19 protein-coding genes and 1 pseudogene are annotated in these 24,698 nt (G+C 73.4%); 10 read left to right on the top strand and 10 right to left on the bottom strand.

Features of this window, described 5'->3' with window-relative positions; genetic code table 11:
- Positions 1-7 precede the first annotated feature (7 nt).
- From DNK53_RS06625 to DNK53_RS06615, 3 genes are all read right to left on the bottom strand, one after another.
- On the bottom strand, positions 8-976 hold the full coding sequence (locus DNK53_RS06625; RefSeq protein ID WP_110181541.1) for a sigma-70 family RNA polymerase sigma factor: 969 nt from the start codon (positions 974-976) through the stop codon (positions 8-10).
- A gap of 248 nt (positions 977-1,224) precedes the next feature.
- Positions 1,225-3,411: a S9 family peptidase gene (locus DNK53_RS06620; RefSeq protein ID WP_110181540.1), complete on the bottom strand. Its 2,187-nt coding sequence runs from the start codon at positions 3,409-3,411 to the stop codon at positions 1,225-1,227.
- 48 nt (positions 3,412-3,459) lie between these two features.
- Positions 3,460-4,797, bottom strand: coding sequence for a DNA polymerase IV (locus DNK53_RS06615; protein WP_110182351.1), 1,338 nt, complete (start codon positions 4,795-4,797; stop codon positions 3,460-3,462).
- 168 nt (positions 4,798-4,965) lie between these two features.
- Between DNK53_RS06615 and DNK53_RS06610 the strand changes: the two genes are divergently transcribed.
- Both DNK53_RS06610 and DNK53_RS06605 read left to right on the top strand, forming a co-directional pair.
- Positions 4,966-5,874 (top strand): DUF4192 domain-containing protein, encoded by a 909-nt coding sequence (locus DNK53_RS06610; RefSeq protein WP_162599821.1) that lies wholly within the window; start codon positions 4,966-4,968, stop codon positions 5,872-5,874.
- A gap of 75 nt (positions 5,875-5,949) precedes the next feature.
- Positions 5,950-7,413 carry a glutamate-cysteine ligase family protein gene (locus DNK53_RS06605; protein WP_110181538.1) on the top strand — a complete coding sequence of 488 codons (1,464 nt, stop codon included), beginning with the start codon at positions 5,950-5,952 and terminating at the stop codon, positions 7,411-7,413.
- An 83-nt stretch (positions 7,414-7,496) separates the two neighbouring features.
- Here the strand turns inward: DNK53_RS06605 and DNK53_RS06600 are convergent, their stop codons facing one another.
- Entirely contained in the window at positions 7,497-7,970 is a 474-nt protein-coding gene (locus DNK53_RS06600; protein ID WP_110181537.1) for a hypothetical protein, read from the bottom strand.
- A gap of 130 nt (positions 7,971-8,100) precedes the next feature.
- On the opposite strand from DNK53_RS06600, the gene DNK53_RS06595 reads away from it, so the two are divergent.
- From DNK53_RS06595 to DNK53_RS06580, 4 genes are all read left to right on the top strand, one after another.
- Positions 8,101-8,499: a universal stress protein gene (locus DNK53_RS06595; protein WP_110181536.1), complete on the top strand. Its 399-nt coding sequence runs from the start codon at positions 8,101-8,103 to the stop codon at positions 8,497-8,499.
- A 26-nt stretch (positions 8,500-8,525) separates the two neighbouring features.
- Positions 8,526-9,131 (top strand): HhH-GPD-type base excision DNA repair protein, encoded by a 606-nt coding sequence (locus DNK53_RS06590; protein ID WP_110181535.1) that lies wholly within the window; start codon positions 8,526-8,528, stop codon positions 9,129-9,131.
- Positions 9,132-9,186: 55 nt separating this feature from the next.
- Positions 9,187-10,647, top strand: a complete 1,461-nt coding sequence (locus DNK53_RS06585; RefSeq protein ID WP_110181534.1) for an RNA polymerase sigma factor — start codon at positions 9,187-9,189, stop codon at positions 10,645-10,647.
- Between the two features lie 73 nt (positions 10,648-10,720).
- A complete protein-coding gene (locus DNK53_RS06580; protein WP_110181533.1) occupies positions 10,721-11,908 on the top strand; it encodes an SGNH/GDSL hydrolase family protein in 1,188 nt (395 codons plus the stop codon).
- Positions 11,909-11,924: 16 nt separating this feature from the next.
- Here DNK53_RS06580 and DNK53_RS06575 read toward each other — a convergent pair whose 3' ends face one another.
- Complete coding sequence (locus tag DNK53_RS06575) at positions 11,925-12,401, bottom strand: DUF456 domain-containing protein (RefSeq protein WP_110181532.1); 477 nt, start codon at positions 12,399-12,401, stop codon at positions 11,925-11,927.
- Positions 12,402-12,507: 106 nt separating this feature from the next.
- Positions 12,508-12,750 carry a DUF7455 domain-containing protein gene (locus DNK53_RS06570; protein ID WP_204163800.1) on the bottom strand — a complete coding sequence of 81 codons (243 nt, stop codon included), beginning with the start codon at positions 12,748-12,750 and terminating at the stop codon, positions 12,508-12,510.
- Between the two features lie 229 nt (positions 12,751-12,979).
- Here DNK53_RS06570 and DNK53_RS06565 point away from each other — a divergent pair, with 229 nt between their 5' ends.
- On the top strand, positions 12,980-15,052 hold the full coding sequence (locus tag DNK53_RS06565) for a DNA gyrase/topoisomerase IV subunit B (RefSeq protein ID WP_239456396.1): 2,073 nt from the start codon (positions 12,980-12,982) through the stop codon (positions 15,050-15,052).
- Between the two features lie 32 nt (positions 15,053-15,084).
- On the opposite strand, the gene DNK53_RS06560 is transcribed toward DNK53_RS06565, so the two are convergent.
- The 4 genes and pseudogenes from DNK53_RS06560 to DNK53_RS06550 form a co-directional block, all read right to left on the bottom strand.
- Entirely contained in the window at positions 15,085-15,579 is a 495-nt protein-coding gene (locus tag DNK53_RS06560; RefSeq protein WP_110181529.1) for a beta-class carbonic anhydrase, read from the bottom strand.
- Positions 15,576-17,366: pseudogene (locus DNK53_RS06555) on the bottom strand (MFS transporter); the annotation flags it as partial. The gene DNK53_RS06560 and the pseudogene DNK53_RS06555, both read right to left, overlap by 4 nt.
- A complete protein-coding gene (locus tag DNK53_RS17995; protein ID WP_275425750.1) occupies positions 17,360-17,953 on the bottom strand; it encodes an LppX_LprAFG lipoprotein in 594 nt (197 codons plus the stop codon). The pseudogene DNK53_RS06555 and the gene DNK53_RS17995, both read right to left, overlap by 7 nt.
- Before the next feature lie 175 nt (positions 17,954-18,128).
- Positions 18,129-20,600 carry a DNA gyrase/topoisomerase IV subunit A gene (locus DNK53_RS06550; RefSeq protein ID WP_110181527.1) on the bottom strand — a complete coding sequence of 824 codons (2,472 nt, stop codon included), beginning with the start codon at positions 20,598-20,600 and terminating at the stop codon, positions 18,129-18,131.
- Between the two features lie 78 nt (positions 20,601-20,678).
- Here DNK53_RS06550 and DNK53_RS06545 point away from each other — a divergent pair, with 78 nt between their 5' ends.
- The 3 genes from DNK53_RS06545 to DNK53_RS06535 are packed head-to-tail and all read left to right on the top strand — an operon-like array spanning position 20,679 to position 24,694.
- Positions 20,679-23,387, top strand: a complete 2,709-nt coding sequence (locus DNK53_RS06545) for a bifunctional acetate--CoA ligase family protein/GNAT family N-acetyltransferase (RefSeq protein ID WP_110181526.1) — start codon at positions 20,679-20,681, stop codon at positions 23,385-23,387.
- Positions 23,388-23,436: 49 nt separating this feature from the next.
- Positions 23,437-24,060, top strand: coding sequence for a sulfotransferase family 2 domain-containing protein (locus DNK53_RS06540; protein ID WP_162599820.1), 624 nt, complete (start codon positions 23,437-23,439; stop codon positions 24,058-24,060).
- Between the two features lie 34 nt (positions 24,061-24,094).
- A complete protein-coding gene (locus DNK53_RS06535) occupies positions 24,095-24,694 on the top strand; it encodes a DUF5998 family protein (protein WP_110181524.1) in 600 nt (199 codons plus the stop codon).
- The last annotated feature ends 4 nt before the right edge of the window (positions 24,695-24,698 follow it).

Genomic DNA, 24,698 nt, shown 5'->3' with positions numbered 1-24,698 from the left:
GGAGGGGTCAGGCCGCCAGATCGGGGTCGCCGAGACGACGGAGCTTCTGCAGCGCCTCGCGCTCGAGCTGCCGCACGCGCTCGGCGGAGATGCCGTGACGCGCGCCGATGTCGGCCAGCTTGTGCTGCCGGCCGTCGACCAGCCCGTACCTCGCCCGCACGATGTCGGCGGAGCGGTCGTCGAGCTGGGAGACGAGGCGGTTGAGCCGCTCGCGGGACTCCACGTCGAGGACGTTGAGGTCGGGGCTGGGCGTCGTCTCCTGCGCCATGAGGTCGCCGAGCGAGGTGTCGCCGTCCTCGTCGATGGGGGTGTCGAGGGAGACGTGGTCGCGGCCCCAGGCCATGAGGTCGAGCACCCGCTCCACCTCCATGCCGAGCTCGGTCGCGATCTCCTGCGGGTCGGGCTCGCGACCCAGCTGCCGCTCGAGCGTGCGACGGGCGCTGCCGACCTGGTTGAGCTCCTCCACGACGTGCACGGGGAGGCGCACGACGCGGGCCTGCTGCGCGATGCCGCGCGTGATGGCCTGGCGCACCCACCAGGTGGCGTAGGTCGAGAACTTGTAGCCCTTGGTGTAGTCGAACTTCTCGACCGCGCGGATCAGGCCGGTGTTGCCCTCCTGGATCAGGTCGAGCATGGGCATCTGGGCCCGGCCGTACTTGCGGGCGATCGAGACGACGAGGCGGAGGTTGGCGGTGATGAAGGTGTCGACCGCCTTGCGGCCCTCCTCGGCGAGCCACTCCAGCTCCTCCTCGGTGGCACGCAGCGGGGCGCCGCCCTTGCGGCGGCCCACCCGACCCTCGCGCAGCAGCGCCTCGGCCAGCAGGCCCGCCTCGATGGTCTTGGAGAGCTCCACCTCGCGGGCGGCGTCGAGCAGCGGGGTGCGCGCGATCTCGTCGAGGTAGAGGCCGACGCTGTCGCGTCCCTCGATCTCGCGGGTCGTGCCGGGGGTGCGTGCTGCTGCCGTTCGGGTTGCCATCTGCCGCCTCCTGCTCCGTGACCGGGGTGTGGCCACATCGTGGTCAACGACTGCGAGGGACCGGCCATTCCCGAACACCTGTGCTAGTCGCTGTCTCTCTCACCAGCAATGACGTCCGGGCGGTTCCCGGAGTTGCCGTTCCTGCCAACTCTCAGGGACTTCTCAGGGGTGTGGCGGGGCCCGCCGTGTCGTCACGGCTCGGGTACCCCCGCCCCTCCCGGGGCATGCGCCCCGGGACGGCACGTCCGTCAGGCGCGGGGCTCGACGTCCGCGAGGCCCATCCGGTCGAGGATCCAGGCCAGCGAGAAGGCCCGGTCGTGCCACGCCTTGTAGCGGCCGCTCACGCCGCCGTGCCCCGCCGCCATCTCGGTGCGCAGCAGGAAGTCGCGCCGGCCCACGGCGGTGGCCCGGAGCCGGGCCACCCACTTGGCGGGCTCGACGAACAGGACTCGCGTGTCGTGCAACGAGGTCTCCGCCAGGACGGGCGGGTAGTCGGCCGCGCGCACGTTGTCGTACGGCGCGTAGCCGGCGATCCGCGCGTAGGCCTCCGGGTCCCCCTCGGGGTTGCCCCACTCGTCGTACTCGCCCACCGTCAGCGGCAGCGTGGCGTCGAGCATGGTGGTGAGGGTGTCCACGAAGGGCACGCTGGCGACGACGCCGGCGAAGAGCTCCGGCGCCTCGTTGAGCGCGGCACCGACCAGCAGGCCGCCTGCGCTGCCGCCCTCGGCCACGAGCGTGCCGGGGTCGGACCACCCGGTCCCGACGAGGTGGCGGGCCGCGTCCACGAAGTCGTGGAAGCTGTTCTCCTTGTGCTCCAGCTTGCCCTGGTCGTACCAGCGGCGACCCATCTCGCCCCCGCCGCGCACGTGGGCGATCGCGAAGGCGGCGCCCCGGTCCAGCAGCGAGAGCCGAGAGGGGGAGAAGTAGGGGTCGATGGAGGCCTCGTAGGCGCCGTACCCGTAGAGCAGGGTCGGCAGCGGCCCGGCCTCGCGGGCGCCCCGGCGGCAGACGAGGCTCACCGGCACCCGCTCCCCGTCGCGCGCCGGGGCCCAGAGGCGGTGCTCCTCGTAGTCGTCGGGGTCGTAGCCGCCCAGCACCGGCGTCTGCCGCAGCAGGGTCAGCCCGCGCGTCCGCACGTCGTAGTCGTAGACCGAGGAGGGCACCGCGAGCGAGGTGTACCCCAGGCGCACGGTCGGCTGGTCGAAGGCCGGGTTGGCGCCGGACCCGACGGTGTAGACCTCCCGGTCGAACTCGACCAGGTGGTCGTCGGCCGGGCCGTCGGGGCCCAGCTCGATGATCCGCAGCTGGGTGAGGCCCTCGCTGCGCTGGTGGACGACGAGGTGGCCGGCGAAGGCGTCCACGTCCTCCAGCCGCACCGCCGGGTCGTGGCGCAGCATCGGCACCCACTCCTCCGGCGGGGTCGGGGCGGTCCCGGCGGTGGCCAGCTCGAAGTCGGGCCCGGCCCCGTTGTGGAGCACGAGGAAGAGCCGCCGCCCGGCCAGGACCGCGGGCTCGAGGGTGTACTCGAGGCCCTCGCGGCGCGCCGACCAGGTGACGAAGCCCGACCCGGGCTCGGCCGTGTCGCGCACCTGCCACTCGCTCGTGGTCTTGGAACCGCTCACGACGAACAGGAAGCGGTCGTCCCGGCTGCGACCGACGCCCACCCAGAACCGCTGGTCCTCCTCGTGGAAGACCAGCTCGTCGTCGGCCTGAGGGGTGCCGAGCCGGTGCTTCCAGACCTTGTCGGCACGCCATGCCTCGTCGACGGTCGTGTAGTAGAAGCCGCTGCCGTCGGGGTCCCAGGTGACCCCGCCGAGCACCCCCTCCACGACGTCGGGGAGGAGCCGGTCGTCGGCCTCGAGGTCCTTGACCCTGGCGGTGTACCGCTCGTCGCCCGTGGTGTCGACGGACCACGCGAGCAGCCGGCCGTCGAGGCTCAGCGCCGAGCCGCCCAGGGAGAAGAAGTCGTGGCCCTCCGCGAGCGCGTCCAGGTCGAGCAGGACCTGTTCACCCGGCAGGGCGGGTCGGTCGGGCGCGGCGTCGCCGTCGGGACGCGGCGGAGTCCAGTCGGCCTCGTCGACGACCGGCACGCGGCAGCTGGCGCCGTACTCGCGGCCCTCGAAGGAGCGGGCGTAGAACCACCACCCCCTGTTCCGGGTTGGCACCGACAGGTCGGTCTCCTTCGTGCGCGCCCTGATCTCCTCGAAGAGCCGGGTGCGCAGGCCCGAGAGGTGGGCGGTGCGGTGCTCGGTCCAGGCGTTCTCGGCCTCCAGGTGCGCCAGCACCTCGGGAGACTCCTTGTCGCGGAGCCAGTCGTACTCGTCGGTGCGTGTCGTCCCGTGCAGCTCCCGGGTCACCGGCCTCCGGTCGGCGACCGGCGCGCCGGCGGGCGGGGTCGACGGGGCGGGGGCCTGCTCGGCGGGGGTCTCGGGCATGCCGCCGAGGGTACGACCTCGCGGCACGCCGCGCGGCGGCGCGGCGACTCAGCCGGCCGGTGGTGGCTCGGGCACGACGAGGGCGGGGTCGTCCTCGCGGAAGGAGCGCACCGGCCCGGGGCCGGTCAGGGCCGTCTCGAAGCGCACCGTCACCACCCCGCGCCCGGCGCCCCAGACCCACCCGGCGCCGTGCTCGGCGTGCCGCACGTCCATGCCCGGACGCCAGCCGGGCCCGCGACGCCCGGGACCCGCCAGCGCCGCGGTCAGCCCGGGGGCGGGCTTCGTCGTCGCCGGCGCCCCGGCTCCTGGGTCGTCCTCGCCGAAGAGCGCCTCCTGGACCCAGTCGGCCAGGCCGGAGACGCCCACCCCCAGCAGCCGTACGCCGCCCGAGGTGTCCAGGTCCGCCAGGAGGGCGCGGGCCGTGCGGGCCACCACCTCGGCCCGGTCGGTCGGGGCGACGAGGGTGGTGGAGCGGGACAGCGTGGTGAAGTCGTGCCGCCGTACCTTGAGCGTGACGGTGCGCCCGGCGAGCCCGTGCTTGCCCAGCCGCTCCGCCACCGAGCCCGCCTGGCGGGTGACCAGCGCCTCCATCAGCCGGCGGTCGGTGAGGTCGGTGTCGTAGGTGTCCTCGACGCTGACCGACTTGGCCTCCCGCTCGGCGACCACCGGCCGGTCGTCGCGGGCGCGGGCCAGCGCGTGCAGCCCGTGTCCCTGGGCGCGCCCGACCAGCCGCACCAGCTCCTCCTCCGCGACGCCCTCGAGGTCGGCCACCGTGTGGATCCCGGCGCGTCGCAGGCGCTCCGTGGTCGCCGGCCCGACCCCGGGGATCACGCTCACGGCCAGGGGCCGGAGCAGCTCGCGCTCGGTGCCCGGGGGCACGACCGTCAGCCCGTCGGGCTTCTCGAGCTCGCTGGCCACCTTGGCGAGGAACTTGGACGACGCCACGCCGACCGAGGCCGTGAGCCCGCCGGTGACCCGTGCGACCTCGGCGCGGAGCCGCCGGGCGACGTCCGTGAGGGTCCCGACCTCGAGGTCGGGGAGGTCCGCCGCCGCGAGGTCGACGAAGGCCTCGTCCAGGGAGAGGGGCTCGACCAGCGGGGAGAGGTCGCGGAGCACCGCCATGACCGCGGCGCTGGCCTCGCGGTAGGCGTGGAAGCGGCCCGAGAGGAAGGCGGCGTGGGGGCACCGGGCCCGGGCCTCGCGGGTCGACATGGCCGAGCGGACGCCGTACACCCGGGCTTCGTAGGAGGCGGTCGCGACGACGCCGCGGCCGCCCACCCCGCCGACCACGACCGGCTTGCCCCGCAGCGAGGGCTTGTCCCGCTGCTCCACCGAGGCGAAGAAGGCGTCGAGGTCCAGGTGGAGGACGGACGCGTGCGGGCGCATCAGCCGCCCGTCCCGGTCCACATGGGGCCATTCTCACCCCGCGTCTCACCCCGCGTCTCACCCCGCGCCGGACCGCTCCCCGTCCACAGCCCCGGCGCGGCGCCCGGTCGTCCCCAGGCGCCGACCCGGGCGGAGCGGGGAGCCCGCGCTCGCCGACACGCTCGTGCCATGGAGAACCGACTCGACCTCGTCGCCCGCACCCCCGAGGACCTGCTCGCCTGCGTGCCGCTCGCGCTGGGCTTCGTCCCGGAGCAGTCCGTGGTGATGATCGGCCTGGGCCGCCGGTCCGTCCCGCACGCCAGGGTGGACCTCGGCGCCCCGGAGGACCTGCCCGAGGTCTGCGAGGCGCTCGTCGCGCCGGCCGTCCAGCACGGTGCCGAGGAGGTGGCCCTCTCGGTGTGGGGCGACCTGGACGCCGCCGTGCGCCCGGCGGGCGGGCTGCGGCGGGCCTTCGAGGCCGCGGGTATCCCCGTGCCCGTGGTCCTGGCCCACGACGGCACCGCCTGGGCCGTGCTGGACCCGCCCGCGCGGGGGCCGGCGACGCCGTTCGACGTGCTGGCCCACCCGTTCGTCACCGAGGCGGTCGTCGCCGGTCGCGTGGTGCACCGCTCGCGCCGGGCGCTCGCCCGCACCCTCGCCCCGGACCCGGCCCGGGTCGAGGCGACCGCGCGGGCCCTGCTGATGCGGGGGCGGCAGGTGCCGCCGCCACGGCGGGTCCGGCAGGTGGCGACCACCGTCCTGGCCGGCGGGGGAGTGCCCGGTCCGGGGGACGTGGCCCTCCTGGTGGCGGCGGCCGGCAGCCCGCCCCTGCGCGACGCCCTGTGGCACGACCTCTCCGCCGACGAGGCCCGGCGCCAAGTGGACCTGTGGCTCGCGGTAGTGCGGGCCACCCCCGCGGCGCTGCGGGCCGCCCCCGCCGCGGTCCTGGCCGCCTGCGCCTGGCGCGCGGGCGACGGCGCGCTCGCCTGGTGCGCCGTCGACCTGGCCAGGGCCGCCCCGGGGGAGTGCCCGCTCACCGAGGTCGTGGCCCACCTCCTGGCCACCGCCGCGGCCCCCGACACACGGCTCCCCGGCTGACCGGCTCGCGACCACGGAGCGGGCGGCGCCGCGCGGCCCGGCTCCCGCCCTCGTCCCGGTGGCTATCGTGACCCCATGGGCGAAGAGGTGGAAGCACAGGAGTTCTCCCGCGCCGACCGGACCCGGCACCGGGAGAAGGTCCGGCGGTGCCTCGACGTCTTCGCCCGGATGCTCCGGGAGTCCCGGTTCGACACCGACGACCCGATGACCGGGCTCGAGGTGGAGTTCAACCTCATCGACTCGGCGGGCGACCCCTCGCTGCGCAACATGGAGGCGCTGGAGGCGATCGCCGACCCGGCCTTCCAGACCGAGCTCGGCCAGTTCAGCATCGAGATCAACTGCCCTCCGGCGCGGCTGCGCGAGCGCGGGCTCCTGGCCTTCGAGGAGGGGCTGCGCCAGAGCCTCAACGACGCGGAGACCCGCTCGTCGGAGGTCGGCGCCCACCTCGTGATGATCGGGATCCTGCCGACCCTCGGGGAGGGGCACATGACGCCCGACTCGCTCAGCCCCAACCCGCGCTACAAGCTGCTGAGCGAGCAGATCCTCAACGCCCGGGGCGAGGACATCACGATCTCGATCGCGGGCGCCGAGCGTCTGGAGACGACCACCGACTCGATCGTCCCCGAGGCGGCCTGCACCAGCACCCAGTTCCACGTCCAGACCTCGCCCGACGAGTTCGCCGCCTACTGGAACGCCAGCCAGGTGATCGCCGGCGTGCAGCTCGCGGTGGGCGCCAACTCGCCGTACCTCCTGGGTCGCCAGCTGTGGCGCGAGACGCGGATCCCGCTCTTCGAGCAGGCCACCGACACGCGCAGCGAGGAGCTGAAGGCGCAGGGCGTGCGACCCCGGGTGTGGTTCGGGGAGCGGTGGATCACCTCGGTCTTCGACCTGTTCGAGGAGAACGTCCGCTACTTCCCGGCCCTCCTGCCCGTCACCGACGACGAGGACCCGCTGGAGGTCCTCGAGGCGGGGGGCACGCCCTCGCTGCACGAGCTGCGGCTGCACAACGGGACGATCTACCGCTGGAACCGCCCGGTGTACGACGTGACCCCGGAGGGACCGCACCTGCGGGTGGAGAACCGGCTGCTGGCGGCCGGGCCGACGGTGGCCGACACCATCGCCAACGCGGCCTTCTACTTCGGGCTGGTCCGCACCCTGGCCACGAGCGAGCGGCCGCTGTGGTCGCAGATGTCCTTCAGCGCGGCCGAGGAGAACTTCCACGTCGCCGCGCAGCACGGCATCGACGCCCAGGTCTACTGGCCCGGCCTCGGGCAGGTGAGCGCCAGCGAGCTGGTGCTGCGCCGGCTGCTGCCCATGGCCGACGAGGGGCTGGCCGCCGCGGGGGTCGAGGCCCACGAGCGGGACCGCTACCTCCAGATGATCGAGCAGAGGTGCCTCCTGCGGACCAACGGGGCGGAGTGGTTCGTCCGGCAGATGGCCGCCCGGCAGGACCAGGAGCGGTTCGACGCGCTGCGGGCGACGCTCCTCGACTACGTCGACCGCATGCACAGCAACGAGCCCGTCCACACCTGGTCGTAGGCCGGACGGCGCCGGCGCCGGCGCCAGTGCCGGGGCCGGGGGCGACTGCCGGCGGCCGCCGCGCGGGTGGGGTGCGTCGCACTTCAGCTGCGCCGTCGCAGCCTCGTCCAGGTCTGCGAGGCGCCGCTGGGGTGGTGCCACCAGCCGTGCCGGGTCAGGACGACGAACGAGGGTGCCAGGCCCAGCTGGCGCCAGGCCGCGCAGGCGGCGGCCTGCCACTCGAGGTCGCACTGGTCGGGCCCCGGGTCACCGGAGCGGGAGAGCCACAGCAGGGGTGCCTCCACCCGGAGCAGGGCCCGGTGGGCCAGCGCCACGGCCACCTCCACCCTGGTGTCGTGGTCGAGCGGGTCGTCGGGTGCCGGCCGGAACTCCCACGCCGCGGTCTCCTCGGTGGGGCCCGGCAGCCCGGCGCGGAGGACCGGGGGGAGGTGCCCGCGGGGCGCGGCCGTCTTGTGGGCGAGGACCGCGGCGCGGAGCCTGCGCCGGAGACCGCGGTCGGGCGCGCCTGACGGGTCGTCGACGGTGCCGGTGCGGGACGAGGACGGGGGAGCGGTCACGGGAGGAAACCCTGCCGGAGCACGACCTCCCGCCCGGGTCGCTCTCCACAGCCTCCCGTTCCGGGGCCTGATTGGGTACGGTGCCCGTGGGCGTCGTCGGGACGTCCGAGAGCAGTCAGAGGAGACGCAGATGGCAACCGTGGTCGTGGGATATGTCGCCAAGCCGGAGGGGGAGGCGGCCCTGGCCAAGGCCATCGAGGAGGCCAGGCTGCGCAACGCCAAGCTGGTCGTCGTCAACTCGCACCGCGGCGGCGCGGAGTACGACGGGGAGGTCGCCCAGCGGACCGCCCGCGAGATCGAGTCGGTCCAGCAGCGGCTGGACGAGGCCGGCATCGACTACGACGTGCGCCAGATGGTCCGCGGCTTCGAGCCCTCGGAGGACCTGATCAGCCTCGCCGAGGCCAACGGCGCCGAGCTGATCGTCATCGGGCTGCGCAAGCGGACGCCCGTCGGCAAGCTCATCCTGGGCAGCAACGCCCAGCGGATCCTGCTGGACGCCCACTGCCCCGTGATGGCCGTCAAGGCCTGATCGACCCGGTCGGGCATGATGGCCCCATGCCCTACAGCGCCGACCTCCGCATCACCGGCGACGAGGCCGCCGACCGCGTCCTGGGGGAGTCCCCCTTCGCCCTGCTCGCGGGGATGATGCTGGACCAGCAGTACCCGATGGAGCACGCCTTCCGGGGTCCGGCCAAGGTCCTGGACCGCCTGGGCACCCTGGACCCCGCGGCGGTCGCCTCGGCCGACCCCGAGCAGTTCGCCGCGCTCTGCGCGACGCCGCCCGCGGTGCACCGCTTCCCCGGGTCGATGGCGGCCCGACTGCAGGAGCTGGCCCGCCGTGTGGTCGAGGAGTACGACGGCGACGCGAGCCGCATCTGGACGGACGCCGGCTCGGGCCGCGAGCTGCTGCGACGGATGGTGGCGCTGCCCGGCTTCGGCAAGCAGAAGGCGCAGATCTTCGTCGCCCTCCTGGCCAAGCAGTGCGGGGTGCGGCCCGAGGGCTGGGAGGCGGTCTGCGGCGACTACGCACAGCCCGGTCACCGGTCGGTCGCCGACGTCGTGGACGAGGAGTCGCTGCAGCGCGTGCGCGACTTCAAGAAGCAGAAGAAGGCTGCCGCGGGGAGCGGAAGTCGGCCCCTCACCCAGGGCATGGCAGAATGATCGGGCGGCCTTGACGTAACCGGGCCTTGCCGCGCCCCTTTTCCCGTGACGAGAGGTGTTCGTGTCTTCGCACGCACGCAAGCTGCTCCCCGCCGAGGTGCTGTCGCACCCGGCCGTCGTGTCCCTCATCGAGGGCGGCGCGGCCACCGGCACGGTGACCCCCGACCAGGTGCGCCAGGCCAGTGACGCCGCGCTCGTCGAGCCCCGCCACCTGAAGGCGCTCCTGACCCACCTCAGCGGCCGCGGCATCACCGTGGACATCACGGCGGGCAGCACGGCCGCGAGCGCGGGTCGGGCCGCCGCCGCGGGAGCCCCGCGGAAGACGACCACCACCAAGGCCGCCAAGACCGCGTCGACCCGGACCACCCCCGCGAAGAAGGCCGCGACGCCCGCGAAGAAGAGCGTCGCGAAGGCGGCGGCCGCGGCGCCGGCCGCCGAGCCGGTGGTGGGTCCCGACGGCAAGAAGGTCCTCCCCGACATCCCCGACGAGCAGTTCGAGAAGGACGTCGCGGTCGACCCGTCGATCAAGGAGGACGAGAAGCAGGCCTTCGTCGTCTCCGCGGCCGACGACACCGACGAGCCCGAGCAGCAGGTCATGGTCGCGGGTGCGACCGCGGACCCCGTCAAGGACTACCTCAAGCAGATCGGCAAGGTCCCCCTCCTCAACGCGGAGATGGAGGTCGAGCTCGCCAAGCGGATCGAGGCCGGGCTCTTCGCCGAGGAGAAGCTGGCGAAGGGCGGCAAGCTCAGCCCGAAGACGCTCGAGGAGTTCGAGTGGATCGCGGAGGACGGTCGGCGCGCCAAGAACCACCTGCTGGAGGCCAACCTGCGCCTCGTGGTCTCGCTGGCGAAGCGCTACACCGGCCGGGGCATGCTCTTCCTCGACCTGATCCAGGAGGGCAACCTCGGCCTCATCCGTGCGGTCGAGAAGTTCGACTACACCAAGGGCTACAAGTTCTCCACCTATGCGACCTGGTGGATCCGCCAGGCGATCACCCGGGCGATGGCGGACCAGGCGCGGACCATCCGCATCCCGGTGCACATGGTCGAGGTCATCAACAAGCTCGCCCGCGTCCAGCGGCAGATGCTCCAGGACCTGGGCCGCGAGCCCACTCCCGAGGAGCTGGCCAAGGAGCTCGACATGACCCCCGAGAAGGTCATCGAGGTCCAGAAGTACGGCCGCGAGCCGATCTCCCTGCACACCCCCCTGGGTGAGGACGGCGACTCGGAGTTCGGCGACCTCATCGAGGACTCCGAGGCGATCGTGCCCGCCGACGCCGTCTCCTTCACCCTGCTCCAGGAGCAGCTGCACGCGGTCCTCGACACTCTCTCGGAGCGGGAGGCGGGCGTCGTGAGCATGCGCTTCGGCCTCACCGACGGCCAGCCGAAGACGCTGGACGAGATCGGCAAGGTCTACGGCGTCACCCGCGAGCGGATCCGGCAGATCGAGTCCAAGACCATGTCGAAGCTCCGCCACCCGAGCCGGTCGCAGGTCCTCCGGGACTACCTCGACTGAGCCCCGTCGGGCGCGCACGCGGGTGAGGGGATCTCGGGGGTGGCAGGTCGGTCGCGGGACCGTCCTGGGAGTCGTGCTGCTCGCGGTGCTGGTCGCCGCGGGCGCCTGGGGCGTGACCGCGATGTCTGACGAGCGCGCGCCCACCGGGGCGGCGGAGGGGTCCGCCACGTTGCGCGAGGTGCTCGAGCCCTGGTACGACGCCGTGCGCCGCCACGACGAGGCGCCCGCCCGCGTGGTCGTGGTGGGCGACTCCATCTCCGAGGGCGTCTGGATGCCCACGCCGGTGCACCGCAACCGGATGGTCGGGATGCTCCAGGAGGAGCTGCGCGAGCGGCTCGACGCCCCGGGCGCGGCAGGCTACCTGCCGGCCTTCTACGTCGACCCGGCGACGCGCGACGACACGTCCCAGTCCGGTGCGCCCGCCCAGGAGTACATGTTCGAGAAGTGGGGGCTCGGGGGTCGGGCGCTCTTCATGCCGCCCACCGCGACCCTGACCTACCCCCGGCTCCCCGCGCGCCGCGTCCGGGTCTGGTACGGCGCGGTGGAGGCGCTGGGCGGTGAGGGACGGGTCCTGGTCGACGGCGAGGACGTGACCTCCGCCGGCACCCTCTCCGACGGCACCCCCTCTCCGGCCACGCTCAGCAGCGTCGCCGCCCGGCCGGAGGCCGGGCTGTGGTGGGAGTCCCCCGACCTCGGCCAGGGCGACCACCTGGTACAGGTGGTGGGAGCGGGCCCGCTCGGGGCCTTCGTGCACACGGGGGTGGAGTTCCTCGACCCCGACGCCTCCTCGGGCATCCACGTCTACGACGGCTCGCACTCGGGGGCGGGGACGCAGCACTACGCCTCGGAGCTGATGGCGCAGGGCCACTGGCGAGAGGTCGCCGCCCTCGACCCGCAGCTGGTGCTCGTCAACCTGGGGTCGAACCCCGACTTCGCCTACGCGCAGAACCTCCGGATCGTGGTGGAGCGTGCCCTCGAGGCGGCGCCCGACGCGGCGGTGGTCCTCGTCGACGGCTACGAGCCCGGCAACTGGCAGAGCGAGGCGTGGCAGGAGGTCCGCGCCGCGCGTCGGGAGGTGGCCGCGGCCCACCCCGACCGGGTGGCGGTCTTCGACCTCGCGGCCCAGTGGCCGGTCCTGGCCAAGGACGGGTCGACCAACGAGGGGCTCATGATCGAGGAGATGCTGCCCCTGCACCCCAGCCTCGCCGGGAACGAGCGGATGGCCGAGATCTTCGCCGACCTGCTCACCCCGCCCGACTGAGCGCGCAGGTCAGGGCTCAGACGAGGAAGAGGCCGACCACCCAGACGGCGGTCGCGAGCAGGGCTGCCCCGAGCTCGACCGCGACGCTCAGCAGCACCGCCTTGACGGCGTGCCGGGCGGAGGTCCTGGCCCGGACCCGGCCGACCCTGCGGACCTCGGCGAGGTGGACCCCCAGCACGAAGCCGAGCAGCAGGCCTGCCACCGGGACGACGAAGAAGCCCACCGCGGCGAGCGCCCCTCCGGCCCACAGCGTGCTCGACGGGACCCCCGCCGTGCGGAGCCCGCGCCCCGGGACGACGTACTTGGCCACCGCTCCGGCCCCCAGGACGACCACCACCGCCGCCAGGACGCGCCAGCTGGTCGCGGTGCCGACGTACCAGGCCCAGCCGAGGACGCCCAGCAGCACCAGCGACGTGCCGGGGACCAGGGGGAGCAGGATGCCGACCAGACCGACGGCGACGAGGACGGCAGCGAGCAGGGCGGCGACGGTCACGGCCCCAGCCTGCCACCCGGGTCCGCCGGCTGCAGGGCCGAGGGCGGCCGGGGACGACGAACGGCCCCGGACCGCGTGGTCCGGGGCCGTTCGGGGGTCTGGGGGCTCAGGCCTGGGAGCCCGGGGCGGGGGTGCTGAGCTTGTGGGTCTCGTCGACGACCGTCACGGCGACCTGCCGGAGCTTGTCGCCGTGCTCGCGGGCGTGGTGCGCGCAGAACAGGAGCTCACCGCCGCTCTGGAGCTCCACCCGGAGGTAGGCCTGTGCTCCGCAACGGTCGCAACGGTCCGCCGCCGTGAGGGCGGGTGTGGGGGCAACTGCAGTAGTCACATCGGCCTCATTTCTCTCCATCGGTGTCTGGCCCAACGTACTGGTCCGGGAAAAGATTCCCGGGCTGTTCGGTCGACGGCCACCATCCAACCATGCTGGTCCCTACCCGGTTTCGGTTATGCCCAACCCTCAGCCGGTCCGTTTCCTTCCCGGCGGCGTCGGTGCCGCCACGCTAGACCCGCGGACCGGTGACGGCGCGCAGGCGTGCCGCGCGTCGTCGCCGGGCGTGTCGCGGGTAGATTCACCTCCCGTGGCAGCCCCGACCGACACCTCCTACAACGCCGCCCACCTCCTGGTCCTCGAGGGCCTCGAGGCGGTGCGCAAGCGTCCCGGCATGTACATCGGCTCGACCGACACCAAGGGCCTGATGCACTGCCTGTGGGAGGTGATCGACAACGGCGTCGACGAGGCGCTCGCGGGCGCCGCGCACCGGGTGGAGGTCACCCTGCACCCGGACGGCTCGGCGGAGGTGGTCGACGACGGGCGCGGCATCCCGACCGACAAGGAGCCCAAGACGGGGCTGCCCGGCGTCGAGGTGGTCGCCACCAAGCTGCACGCGGGCGGCAAGTTCGGCGGCGGCTCCTACGTCGCCACCGGCGGCCTGCACGGCGTGGGCCTCTCGGTGGTCAACGCGCTCTCCTCGCGGATGGACATCGACGTCGACCGCTCGCCCGCCCAGCAGGGGATCAGCTTCCGCCGGGGCACCCCCGGCGTCTTCGACGGCGAGACCCCCGACAGCGCGTTCGCGCCCCGGTCCGGGCTGACCCGCAAGGGGAAGCGGGTCGCCAAGGGGCGCAGCGGCACCCGGGTGCGCTTCTGGCCCGACCGTCAGATCTTCACGAAGGACGCCCACTTCGTCTACGACGAGCTCGTCACCAGGGCGCGGCAGACCTCCTACATCGTCCCCGGCCTGGAGCTGGTGCTGCGCGACGTGCGCGGCGACGAGCCCGTGGAGGAGACGTTCCGGCACGACGGCGGCATCTCCGAGTTCACCGAGTTCCTCTCCTCGGGCGAGCCGGTCACCGACGTGCTGCGGCTGCAGGGCGCGGGGCACTTCACCGAGACCGTGCCGCTGCTCGACGAGAAGGGCCACATGACCCCGCAGGAGGTCGAGCGCGAGCTCGGCGTCGACGTGGCCCTGCGCTGGAGCATGGACTACGACACGACCCTGCGCTCCTACGTCAACGTGATCGCCACCCCCAAGGGCGGCACCCACGTGAGCGGCTTCGAGCAGGCCGTCACCAAGACCTTCAACGACGTGATGCGCTCGGCCAAGGTGCTCAAGGTCGGGGACCAGGACGTCGTCAAGGACGATGTCCTGGAGGGGCTCACCGCCGTGGTCACGGTCCGCCTCGCCGAGCCGCAGTTCGAGGGCCAGACGAAGGAGATCCTCGGGACGCCCGCCGCCCGCACCATCGTGCGCAAGGTGGTCGCCGCCGAGCTGAAGAAGTTCCTCACCTCGACGAAGCGCACCGAGAAGGCCCAGGCCAAGCTGGTCATGGAGAAGGTGGGCAACGCCTCCAAGACCCGGATCGCGGCCCGGCAGCACAAGGAGACCCAGCGCCGCAAGAACGCGCTGGAGTCCTCCGCGCTCCCGGCCAAGCTGGTGGACTGCCGGACGACGGACAACGAGCGCTCCGAGCTCTTCATCGTCGAGGGAGACTCCGCCCTCGGCACCGCGAAGCTGGCCCGGGACTCCGAGTACCAGGCGCTGCTGCCGATCCGCGGCAAGATCCTCAACGTGCAGAAGGCGTCCGTGGGGGACATGCTCAAGAACGCCGAGTGCGCCTCGATCATCCAGGTCGTCGGGGCGGGCTCCGGGCGCACCTTCGACCTGGAGGCCGCCCGGTACGGCCGCATCATCTTCATGGCCGACGCAGACTCCGACGGGGCCCACATCCGCTGCCTGCTGGCGACGTTGTTCTTCAAGTACATGCCCGACCTGATCACCGCGGGTCGGGTCTACACCGCCGTGCCTCCGCTGCACCGCATCGAGCTGACCAACCCCCGCAAGGGGATGGACAAGTACGTCTACACGTACTCCGACGACGAGCTGCAGCGGAAGCTGGCCGAGCTGAAGAAGAAGAACCTGCGCTGGAAGGACCCCGTGCAGCGCTACAAGGGCCTCGGCGAGATGGACGCGGACCAGCTGGAGGAGACCACGATGGACCCCCGTCGCCGCACGCTGCGCCGGCTGACGGTGGACGACGCCGGCGACGCTGCAAGCGTCTTCGAGCTGCTGATGGGCTCCGACGTGGCCCCCCGCAAGGAGTTCATCGTCCAGGGCGCCTACGAGGTCGACCTCGAGGCGCTGGACGCCTGAGCGCGGGCCCGGCCGGAGCCGGGCCCCGCGGCTCAGTCCACCTGCTCCATGAGGCCCGTGTCCACGTCGTAGACGAAGCCGCCCACCTTGACGGTGTCGGGGATCAGCGGGTGCGAGCGGACGGCGCGCACGTCCTGGCGGAGCCGGGCGACCTGGTCGTCGACCACGCCGAAGGACTGCCACGTGGCGTCCTGGCCCGTGGCGGCGCCGATCCGCTCCTGCAGCTCCTGCTCCGACGCGGTCGTCATGGCACACCGGGTGTGCGGCACGACGAGGATCCGCTGCACGTTGAGCAGGTGGACCCCGAGGACGAGGGCCTCGAGCGCCTGCGGGGTGACCCGCCCGCCGGGGTTGCGGAAGATCTTGGCGTCGCCGTGCTTGAGGCCGAGCATCGCGAGGGGGTCGATCCGCGAGTCCATGCAGGTCACGAGGGCGACGCCGGCGTGCGCCTTGCCGTCGAAGCCGCCGAGCTCGAAGCTGTCGGCGAAGGTGCGGTTGGCTTCCAGGAGGTCGTCGAAGTCGTTCACGCCGAAGAACCTAGCGGACCCGGTGCGGCGACCCGGGCGGGACCCGCGGCGCGGAACAGGGCGAGGGCCAGCAGCGCCGCCAGGAGGGCGCAGACCCCGGCCCCGGCGAAGACCGTCTGCTCCTGGGCGATCCCCGCCTCCTTGAGCAGCAGCGTCAGCTCGGGGCACCGGGAGGGTCCGCCGCACACCTCCCGGACAGGCGGGACGTCCGCCTGCTCGGCGTAGTAGCGGCGCAGGCCCAGCGTGGTGAGCGCGGAGATCCCGACGAGCATCCCCACCATCCGGGCCACCACGACCATCGCGCTGGCCAGCCCGTGCACGGCGTGGTCGGTGAAGGCGAGCACCGCGGCGTTGACGGGGGCCAGGGCCAGGCCGAAGCCCAGCCCGCCGACGACGAGCGGCACGGTGGCGTGCCAGTGCTCGAGCGCGTCGATCCCCCAGGTGGACATCCAGGCGAACGACGCGGCCGCCAGCACCATGCCCAGGGCGGTGGTGGGCCCGGAACCCCACCGGGGGGTGAGGTAGCCGCCCGCCACGGCGCCGACGGGGAGCGCGACCAGGAACCGCACCAGGACGAGGGCGGCCATCAGCTGGGAGTCGCCGTGGATCGTGGTGCGGGCGAACAGGGGGACGTCGATGAGCGCGGCGATCAGGGCCGAGCCCACCAGGAAGCTGACCACCAGGGCGCCCCACGCGGGGGTCCGGCGCAGCGCCTCGTGCGGGATGATCGGGTCGGGGGTCCGGCGCAGGTGGGCCAGCAGCGCTGCGAGCGAGACCCCCGACCCGACGAGGTACCACGTGCCCTGCGGGGAGAAGACCTCCACCTTCGGGTCGGCCGTGGCGAAGGCCAGCACCACGCCGCCGAGGGTGGCCGCCAGGAGGAGGGCGCCGACCAGGTCGGCCTCCCGGAGCACCCGGCCCCACGAGCGCAGGTCGACCAGCGGCCGCTCGGCGAGCAGCAGGCGCACCAGCAGCAGCGCCAGCGCCACGACGGTGACGGCGCCGGTGGGGGTGAGCCACCGGCTCCCGGTGACGAAGGGGACGAAGAGCTCGCCCCAGGCGAGGTCGCGCAGCAGCGGGGGAGGTCTGAGGAAGGTCAGCGAGCCCGCCAGGAGCACCACCACCGCCAGGCCGGCGCCGAGCAGGTCGGGCCGCCCGCCCGGCGGCGCCCCCAGCAGCGCCCGGGAGCGGTCGTCGAGCAGCTCGGGCGAGCGCGTCGCGAGCCGGCGGACCGCGGCGGCCAGCACCAGGCCCACCGCGACGTTCACCGCGAAGATGGCCCGCCAGTCCGCCAGGGCCAGCACGACGGCCCCCAGGAGGGGTCCCAGCACCGAGCCGATCTCCTGGACCGCCGAGACGATGCCCAGCGGGACCCCGCGCCTCTCCTCGGGGTAGAGGTCGGCGACCAGGGCCAGCGTGGCCGGGACCAGGCCGCCGCCGCCCACCCCCTGGAGGAAGCGCCCGGCCACCATCGACGGCATGTCGTAGGCCAAGGTCGTCACCAGCGACCCCAGCGCGAAGAGGCCCAGCGAGAGCAGGAGGACAGGGACGCGGCCGCGCAGGTCGGCGATCCGTCCGATCAGCGGCAGCACCGCGACGTAGCCGAGCAGGAAGCCGGAGACGATCGGCGCGGCCCGCTGGAGCTGGTCGAGCGGCACTCCCGCGCTGGCCATCATGTCGGGGAGGGCGAGCACCACCACGTAGGTGTCCGCCGCCGCGAAGGCGACGGCGAGGGCCGCCAGCCAGAGCAGCGCGCGCTGCGCCCGGTCGGTGGGGGAGGTCACGGAGCGGTGATCTCGCGCGTCGTCCCGTAGTCGGTCAGGTCGACGGTGTAGGTCATCTCCTCGCTGTCGGCGTAGAAGACACCCGTCATCTCCGCGCGCCGCAGCTGTCCCTCCTCGGTGACGAGGAAGGTGACGTCGAAGGTGTCGCCGGCGCTGCTCGGGATGACGTTCTCCATGACGTCCCCGTCGATGGTGCCGGTGTACGCGGTGAGCACCTCGTCGTTGTCGACGCCACCACGCTCCTGCTCGCCCTGCTCGGGGTCCCGGACCTCGTGCAGGAGGGCCGCGAACCCCTGATCGGGGCTGATCAGCCGCGACGGGTCGGGCGCGCCGTACTCCGCGGGGTCCACGTCGGACCACCCCGGGGTCAGCGGCACCTGGGCCCAGACGGTCCCGTCGACGGCGACGACGGGGACGGTGAACACGTTGCCTGCCAGGCGCACCTGCAGGTCGCCGTCGAAGGCCGGCGCGTCGGTCGCGACCCCCTTGGCGCCGACGATGCCCGTGACGCCGTCGGGCAGGTCGTCGGTCCGCAGGTCCAGCAGCACGCCGGAGGTGTCCACGAGCTCGTCGGCCGCCGCCCCGAGCACCTCCTCGGGGGCCTTCCCCTCCAGCGCGCTGTCGCCGCTGCAGGCGCCGGTCGCCAGCGCCAGGCCCAGCAGGACGGCAGGCAGGGTCGGGGAGGCTCGCCGGACGGCGGGACGGGAGGGGCGCACGGGCCCAGCGTCGCACAGCGGATGGTGCGGGAGGGGTCCTTCGGCACGCTCAGGCACGCGCGGCCACCCCCACCTGGCGGGCCACCGGGGCGGCGACCGCGGCCAGGGGGATGCTCCCCGGCGTCCCGGAGCCGTCCCGGCGTCCCTCGGCGGGGGGCAGCTCCACGGGCGCGCCGCTCGAGGCGGCCCCGCGGGCGGGGGCGGGGCCGGCCCAGGCCAGGACCAGGGTGTCCTCGCCGCGCAGGAAGCGGTGGCAGCGCACGCCGCCGGTCGCCCGACCCTTCGCGGGGTACTCGGTGAAGGGCGTGACCTTCCACGCGCCGGGCTCGGTGCCCGGCAGCGCGGTGGCGGCGCCGGAGGCGGTGAAGACGACCGCGTCGTCGCCCTCCAGGGCGCCGAACCACACGACGCGGGCCCCGCTGCCCAGGCGGATGCCCGCGATGCCGCCGCCCGACCGGCCCTGGGGCCTGACGCCCTCGGCCGGGAAGTGCAGGAGCTGGGCGTCGGAGGTGATGAAGCAGAGCTCCTCGTCACCGGTGGCCAGCTCGACGGCACCCACCACCTCGTCGCCCTCCTTGAGGGAGACGACCTCCCACTCGTCGCGGTTCAGCACCTCGGGGTTGACCCGCTTGACGACCCCCTGGGCGGTGCCGAGGGCGAGGCCGGGCCCGTCGGTGGCCAGCGAGGTCAGCGCCAGGGCGCGCTCGCCGGGCTCCAGCGACAGGACCTCGCTGAGCGGCAGCCCGCCCTGCAGGTTGGGGTCGTTGGCCGACGCCGGCAGCTCGGGCATGTCGAGCACCTGCGTGCGCACGAGCCGTCCGCGGGAGGTGAGCACCCCGACCTCGCCGCGCGCGGTCGTGCGGACCGCCGACACGACGACGTCGTGGTTGGCCCGGCCCTCGCCCTGGCCGGGCACCTCGTCGGTGGACGTGCGGGCGAGCAGCCCGCTGGAGGAGAGCAGCGCGAAGCACGGGTCGTCGGGGACCTCCAACGACGCCGCGCCGACGGTCACGGCGGTGCCCGCAGAGGCCAGCAGGACGGTGCGTCGGGGCGTGCCGAAGGTCTTCGCGACCTCGGCCAGCTCGTCTGAGACGACCTTGCGCAGCTGCTGCTCGTCGTTGAGGATCGCGTCCAGCGCCTCGATCTGCTGCTCCAGCTCGGTCTTCTCCTTGTCGAGCTCGAGCTTGGAGAACTTCGTGAGCCGGCGCAGCGGCATGTCGAGGATGTACTCCGCCTGGATCGTGGTCAGGTCGAACACGGTCATGAGGCGTTCCTTGGCCGCGGCCGCGTTGTCGCTGGCCCGGATCAGCTGGATCACCTCGTCGATGTCGAGGATCGCCAGCAGCAGCCCCTCCACGAGGTGGAGCCGGTCGGCGGCCTTGCCGCGCCGGAAGGTGGAGCGGCGCCGCACGACGTCGACCCGGTGGCCCAGGAAGACCTCGAGCATCTCCTTCAGGCCCAGGGTGCGGGGCTGGCCGTCGACGAGGGCGACCGCGTTGATGCCGAAGGACTCCTCGAGCGGGGTGAGCTTGTAGAGCTGCTCGAGCAGCGCCTCGGGCACGAAGCCGTTCTTGACCTCGATCACCAGTCGCAGTCCGTTGGTGCGGTCGGTGAGGTCCTTGATGTCGGAGATGCCCTGCACCTTCTTGGACTGGACCAGGACCTTGATCCGCTCCACCACCCGCTCCGTGCCCACGCCGTAGGGCAGCTCGGTGATGACGATCCCCTTCTTGCGGGGGGTCACGGACTCGATCCGCGCGGTGGCCCGCATCTTGAAGCTGCCGCGCCCCGAGGCGTAGGCGTCGCGCACGCCCTCGAGCCCGACGATCTTGCCGCCCGTCGGCAGGTCGGGGCCGGGGACGAACCGCATGAGGTCCTCGAGCGACGCCTTCGGGTGCTTGAGCAGGTGGCGCAGGGCCTGGACGACCTCGACGAGGTTGTGCGGGGGGATGTTGGTCGCCATGCCGACCGCGATCCCGGTGGCGCCGTTCACGAGGAGGTGGGGGATGGCCGCGGGCAGCACCGACGGCTCGAGCTCGCGGGAGTCGTAGTTGGCCTTGAAGTCGACCGTGTCCTCGTCGAGCGACTGCGTCATCGCGACGGCGGCGGGAGCCATCCGGCACTCGGTGTAGCGCATCGCGGCGGGGGAGTCGTCGGGGGAGCCGAAGTTGCCGTGGCCGTCGACCATCGGCAACCGCATCGACCAGGGCTGGGCCATCCGCACCAGGGCGTCGTAGATCGCGCTGTCGCCGTGCGGGTGCAGCTTGCCCATCACCTCGCCGACGACGCGGGCGCTCTTCACGTGGCCCCGGTCGGGGCGCAGGGACATGTCGTCCATCGTGTAGAGGATCCGCCGCTGCACCGGCTTGAGACCGTCGCGGGCGTCGGGCAGGGCCCGGGAGTAGATGACGGAGTACGCGTACTCCAGGAAGGAGCTCTTGATCTCGTCGCCCACGTCGATGTCGAGGATGTGCTCCTCGAAGTCGTCGGGGAGCGGGGGCTTGGTGCCACGTCGTGCCATGGCCCGCATTCTCCCGGTGCGGCCCCTGGTTGCCGACGCAGGGCACGCCGGGCGGGGCGGACCGGTTAGATTCAGCACGTGACCGACGCGGACACCGCCCCCTCCAGCCACGAGCCCCCCAGGCACTGGGAGGCCGACGTCCTGCTGCGGGACGGCCGGACCGCCCACATCAGGCCGATCCGGCCCGCCGACGCCGACCTGCTCGTCGAGTTCTACAGCCGGGTCTCCGACGAGTCGAAGTACTACCGCTTCTTCGCGCCGATGCCGAAGCTCTCGGACCGCGACGTCGCCCGGTTCACCCAGGTCGACTACCGCGACCGCGTCGCCTTCGTGCTCCTCGTGGGCGGGAAGATGATCGCGGTGGGCCGCTACGACACGGTCGCCCCGGCCGAGGCCGAGGTCGCGTTCCTGGTCGAGGACGCCCACCAGGGACGGGGCATCGGCCAGCTCCTGCTGGAGCACCTGGCCCAGGCGGGCCGGGAGTGCGGCATCGAGCGGTTCGTCGCCGAGGTGCTCCCCGACAACCACCCGATGATCCGCACCTTCAAGGACGCGGGCTACCAGGTGGCCAGCCAGTACGACGACGGCGTCGTCAGCCTCGAGTTCTCCATCGACCCGACCGACACGGCGCTCGGGGTGATGGAGCAGCGGGAGCACCGGGCCGAGGCCGCCTCCATCGAGAAGTTCTTCAACCCGCGCTCCGTCGCCGTGATCGGCGCCAGCCGTCGCCAGGACACGATCGGCCAGGCGCTGGTGCGCAACCTGGTGCTGGGCGACTTCACGGGTCGGGTCTACGCGGTCAACCCGACCGCCGAGGCCGTCTCGGGCCTGCCCACGTACGCCTCGGTCACCGACATCCCCGACGAGGTCGACGTGGCGGTCGTCGCCGTCCCGGCCGACGCGGTCCAGGACGTGGTCCTGGACTGCGCCGCCAAGGGGGTGCACGGCCTCGTGGTGATCTCGTCGGGCTTCGCCGAGACCGGCGAGGAGGGGCGGATGCGGCAGCGCCAGCTGGTCGGCCTGTCGCGCTCCTACGGGCTGCGCCTGATCGGCCCGAACTGCCTCGGGGTGATCAACACCGCCCCCGAGGTCTCGCTCAACGCCTCGCTGTCCTCGCTGATGCCGCCGCGCGGTCGCGCCGGCTTCTTCTGCCAGTCCGGCGCCCTGGGGTCCGCGATCCTCGAGAAGGTCAACAACCGCGGCCTGGGCCTCACGACCTTCGTCAGCGCCGGCAACCGCGCCGACGTCTCCGGCAACGACCTCCTGCAGTACTGGGAGGAGGACGACTCCACCGAGGTGGTCCTGCTCTACCTCGAGTCCATCGGCAACCCGCGCAAGTTCTCCCGGATCGCCCGCCGGGTCTCCCGGCGCAAGCCCATCATCGCCGTCCGCTCGGGCCGCACCACCCAGGGCGTCCCGATGGGCCACGCGGTCCGCAAGATCGCGGCGCCCTCGCAGTCGGTCGACGCGATGTTCCGGCAGGCCGGGGTGGTCCAGGTCGACACGCTCGAGGAGATGTTCGACGTCGCCCAGCTGCTCGCGCACCAGCCGCTCCCGCGCGGCCGGCGGGTCGCCGTGGTGGGCAACTCCGACGCGCTGGGCCTGCTCGCCGCCGACGCCGCGGCCGGAGCCGGCCTCGTCGTCAACAAGCAGGTGGCCCTCGGCGCCGACGCCGGCGCGGAGGACTTCGAGGACGCCCTCGACGCGGCGATCGACGACCCCGAGGTGGACGCGGTGGCCGCCATCTACATCCCGCCGCTCAACATCTCCGGCGAGGACGTCGCCAACGTGCTCGCCGCGATCGGCGAGCAGTCGGACAAGCCGCTGGTCACGACGTTCCTCGGCGCCGAGGGCGTCCCCGAGCTGCTGCGGGTGCCCGACGTCGCGGGCTCCACCGCGGGTCGCGGCTCGGTGCCGTCCTACCCCGCCGTGGAGTCCGCCGTCCGGGCCCTGGCCCGGGTGGTCGAGTACGCGATGTGGCTGCGCAGCCCCGACAAGCCCCCGGCCGACGCCGAGCTGGTCGACCGGGCCGCGGCCAAGAAGCTGGTGGGCGAGCTGCTGGTCGGCCACCCCGACGGCCACGACCTCGACGACGAGTCGCTGTCGCGGCTGCTGGCGGCCTACGGCATCGAGATGTGGCGCAGCATCCCCGTGGCCGACCTCCCGGCGGCGCTCGCCGCGGCGGAGGAGCTGGGCTGGGACGTCGTGCTCAAGGCGACCGCCCTGCACCTGCGCGACCGGCCCGACCTGGCCCACGTCTGGCGCAACATCGACTCCGCGGCCGAGATGGAGGACGCCTGGCTCACCCTGCACCAGGTGATCACCGACCCGAGCGCGGCCGGCTTCGTGGTGCAGCGCAACGCGCCGCCCGGCGTCCCGGTCGCGGTCGCCAGCATCGAGGACCCGCTCTTCGGCCCCGTGGTCTCCTTCGGCGTGGGCGGCCCGATGACCGAGCTGCTGCAGGACCGCTCCTTCCGGATCCCGCCGCTGGCCGAGCACGACGCCCAGGACATGGTGCGCGAGATCAAGGCCTCCCCGCTGCTCTTCGGCTACCGGGGCAGCGAGATCGTCGACGTGGAGGAGGTCGAGCGGATCGTGCGCCGGGTGGCCCAGCTCCAGAACGACCTGCCGCAGGTCCGCTCGCTCTCCCTGCCGCTCGTCCTCGCCGGGCGCGACGGCTGCGCGGTGCTCGGGGGCTCCTGCCGGATCGAGCCGGTGCTTGACCCGCGCTCCGACTGGTTCGTCCGACGGCTCAGCATGATGCCGGGGGACACGCTGCCCGACTGAGCCGCGCCGCCTCACCGCTCGGCCCCGCCGGCGCACTAGGATCGCCGCCGTGCTGGTCTCCGACTCCCACCGCTTCCTCTTCGTCCACGTGCAGAAGACGGGCGGGGTCAGCGTGGAGCACCTGCTGCGGCCGCTGATCCCCGACGTCCGCGGGCTGGAGGGCCTGACCCGGCACGCCAGGCTGCGCCAGGTGCTCAAGGCGGAGCCGGCCCTGGCGTCGTACTGGACCGTCGGCTTCGTCCGCAACCCGTGGGCCCGGCTGCTCTCCTGGTACGGCATGGTCCAGCGGTTCCGGGAGCTGGCCGAGAAGGGCTCCCCGAAGGCCCAGCGCTTCCTCGGGGGCGGCGGCTTCATGGCCGGGGTCGCGCGCGACTACCCCGACTTCGAGCAGTTCGTGCTGCGGGGCCCCGACGACTGGCCCCGGCTGCGCACGCCCCAGGTGGCCTACCTGCGCGCGCCCGGGCGGGAGGCCGACTTCGTCGGCCGCACCGAGTCCTTCGAGGCCGACGTGCGACGGGTGATGCTCCACCTCGGGCTGCCGACGCCCGACAGCGTCCCGCGCGACAACGCGGCGCCGCCGCGCGACTACCGCACCGAGTACACCCCCGCGATGCGGGACCGGGTGGCCGAGGTCTTCGCCCCCGACCTCGAGGCGTTCGGCTACTCCTTCTGAGGGACGGCCCCGGCCTGCATGACAGACTGCCCCCATGCGGAGCAGGACCCCCGGCCACCCGACCGACTCGAAGGACCACTCCCGGCGGCTGCGGGGGGCGATCGAGCGCACCGGCTACTACCCCGAGGTGGTCATCGACGGGGTCTTCGCCGCGCTCGGGGGCGAGCAGGTGGTGGCCTTCTACGTGCACCACGAGCCCACCTTCGAGCGGGACGAGGTCCGCCGGCACCTCACCGTCGCGGTGCTCACCCCCTCCCGGCTCGTGCTGGCGCACACCGACGAGCACCCCGGGGACGACCTGCTCCCCGAGCCGCACACGTCGACCTCGACGGAGGCGGTCACGCTCTCCTCGGTGCGGTCGGTGGTCGTCACCCGGATGGTCACCAACCCGACCTCCGGGCCGGCCCCCGCGGCGGAGGCCGTGCTGACCATCGGCTGGGGCGGCGTCTCCAGGATCGACCTCGAGCCCGCTTCGTGCGCCGACCCGGAGTGCGACGCCGACCACGGCTACACCGGCGTGCTCGCGGGCGACGACTTCTCGCTGCGCGTCTCGGCGGCCGCCGAGGGGCGCGAGGCCGTCACGGGCCTGCTGGAGTTCGCCGAGGCGCTCTCGGCCCGGACCCGCGGGGACTGAGGGA

This window comes from Nocardioides solisilvae, assembly GCF_003194625.1.
Classification (GTDB): Bacteria; Actinomycetota; Actinomycetes; order Propionibacteriales; family Nocardioidaceae; genus Nocardioides; species Nocardioides solisilvae.
The sequence above is the reverse complement of the archived record's forward strand: the minus strand, read 5'-3'. Positions and strand labels throughout refer to the sequence as shown.

Bases quoted from the DNA above. Each gene is read 5' to 3' on its own strand.
- DNK53_RS06625 (WP_110181541.1), bottom strand. From the start codon at position 976: ATGGCAACCCGAACGGCAGCAGCACGCACCCCCGGCACGACCCGCGAG.
- DNK53_RS06620 (WP_110181540.1), bottom strand. From the start codon at position 3,411: ATGCCCGAGACCCCCGCCGAGCAGGCCCCCGCCCCGTCGACCCCGCCC.
- DNK53_RS06615 (WP_110182351.1), bottom strand. From the start codon at position 4,797: ATGCGCCCGCACGCGTCCGTCCTCCACCTGGACCTCGACGCCTTCTTC.
- DNK53_RS06610 (WP_162599821.1), top strand. From the start codon at position 4,966: ATGGAGAACCGACTCGACCTCGTCGCCCGCACCCCCGAGGACCTGCTC.
- DNK53_RS06605 (WP_110181538.1), top strand. From the start codon at position 5,950: ATGGGCGAAGAGGTGGAAGCACAGGAGTTCTCCCGCGCCGACCGGACC.
- DNK53_RS06595 (WP_110181536.1), top strand. From the start codon at position 8,101: ATGGCAACCGTGGTCGTGGGATATGTCGCCAAGCCGGAGGGGGAGGCG.
- DNK53_RS06590 (WP_110181535.1), top strand. From the start codon at position 8,526: ATGCCCTACAGCGCCGACCTCCGCATCACCGGCGACGAGGCCGCCGAC.
- DNK53_RS06570 (WP_204163800.1), bottom strand. From the start codon at position 12,750: ATGGAGAGAAATGAGGCCGATGTGACTACTGCAGTTGCCCCCACACCC.
- DNK53_RS06550 (WP_110181527.1), bottom strand. From the start codon at position 20,600: ATGGCACGACGTGGCACCAAGCCCCCGCTCCCCGACGACTTCGAGGAG.
- DNK53_RS06535 (WP_110181524.1), top strand. From the start codon at position 24,095: ATGCGGAGCAGGACCCCCGGCCACCCGACCGACTCGAAGGACCACTCC.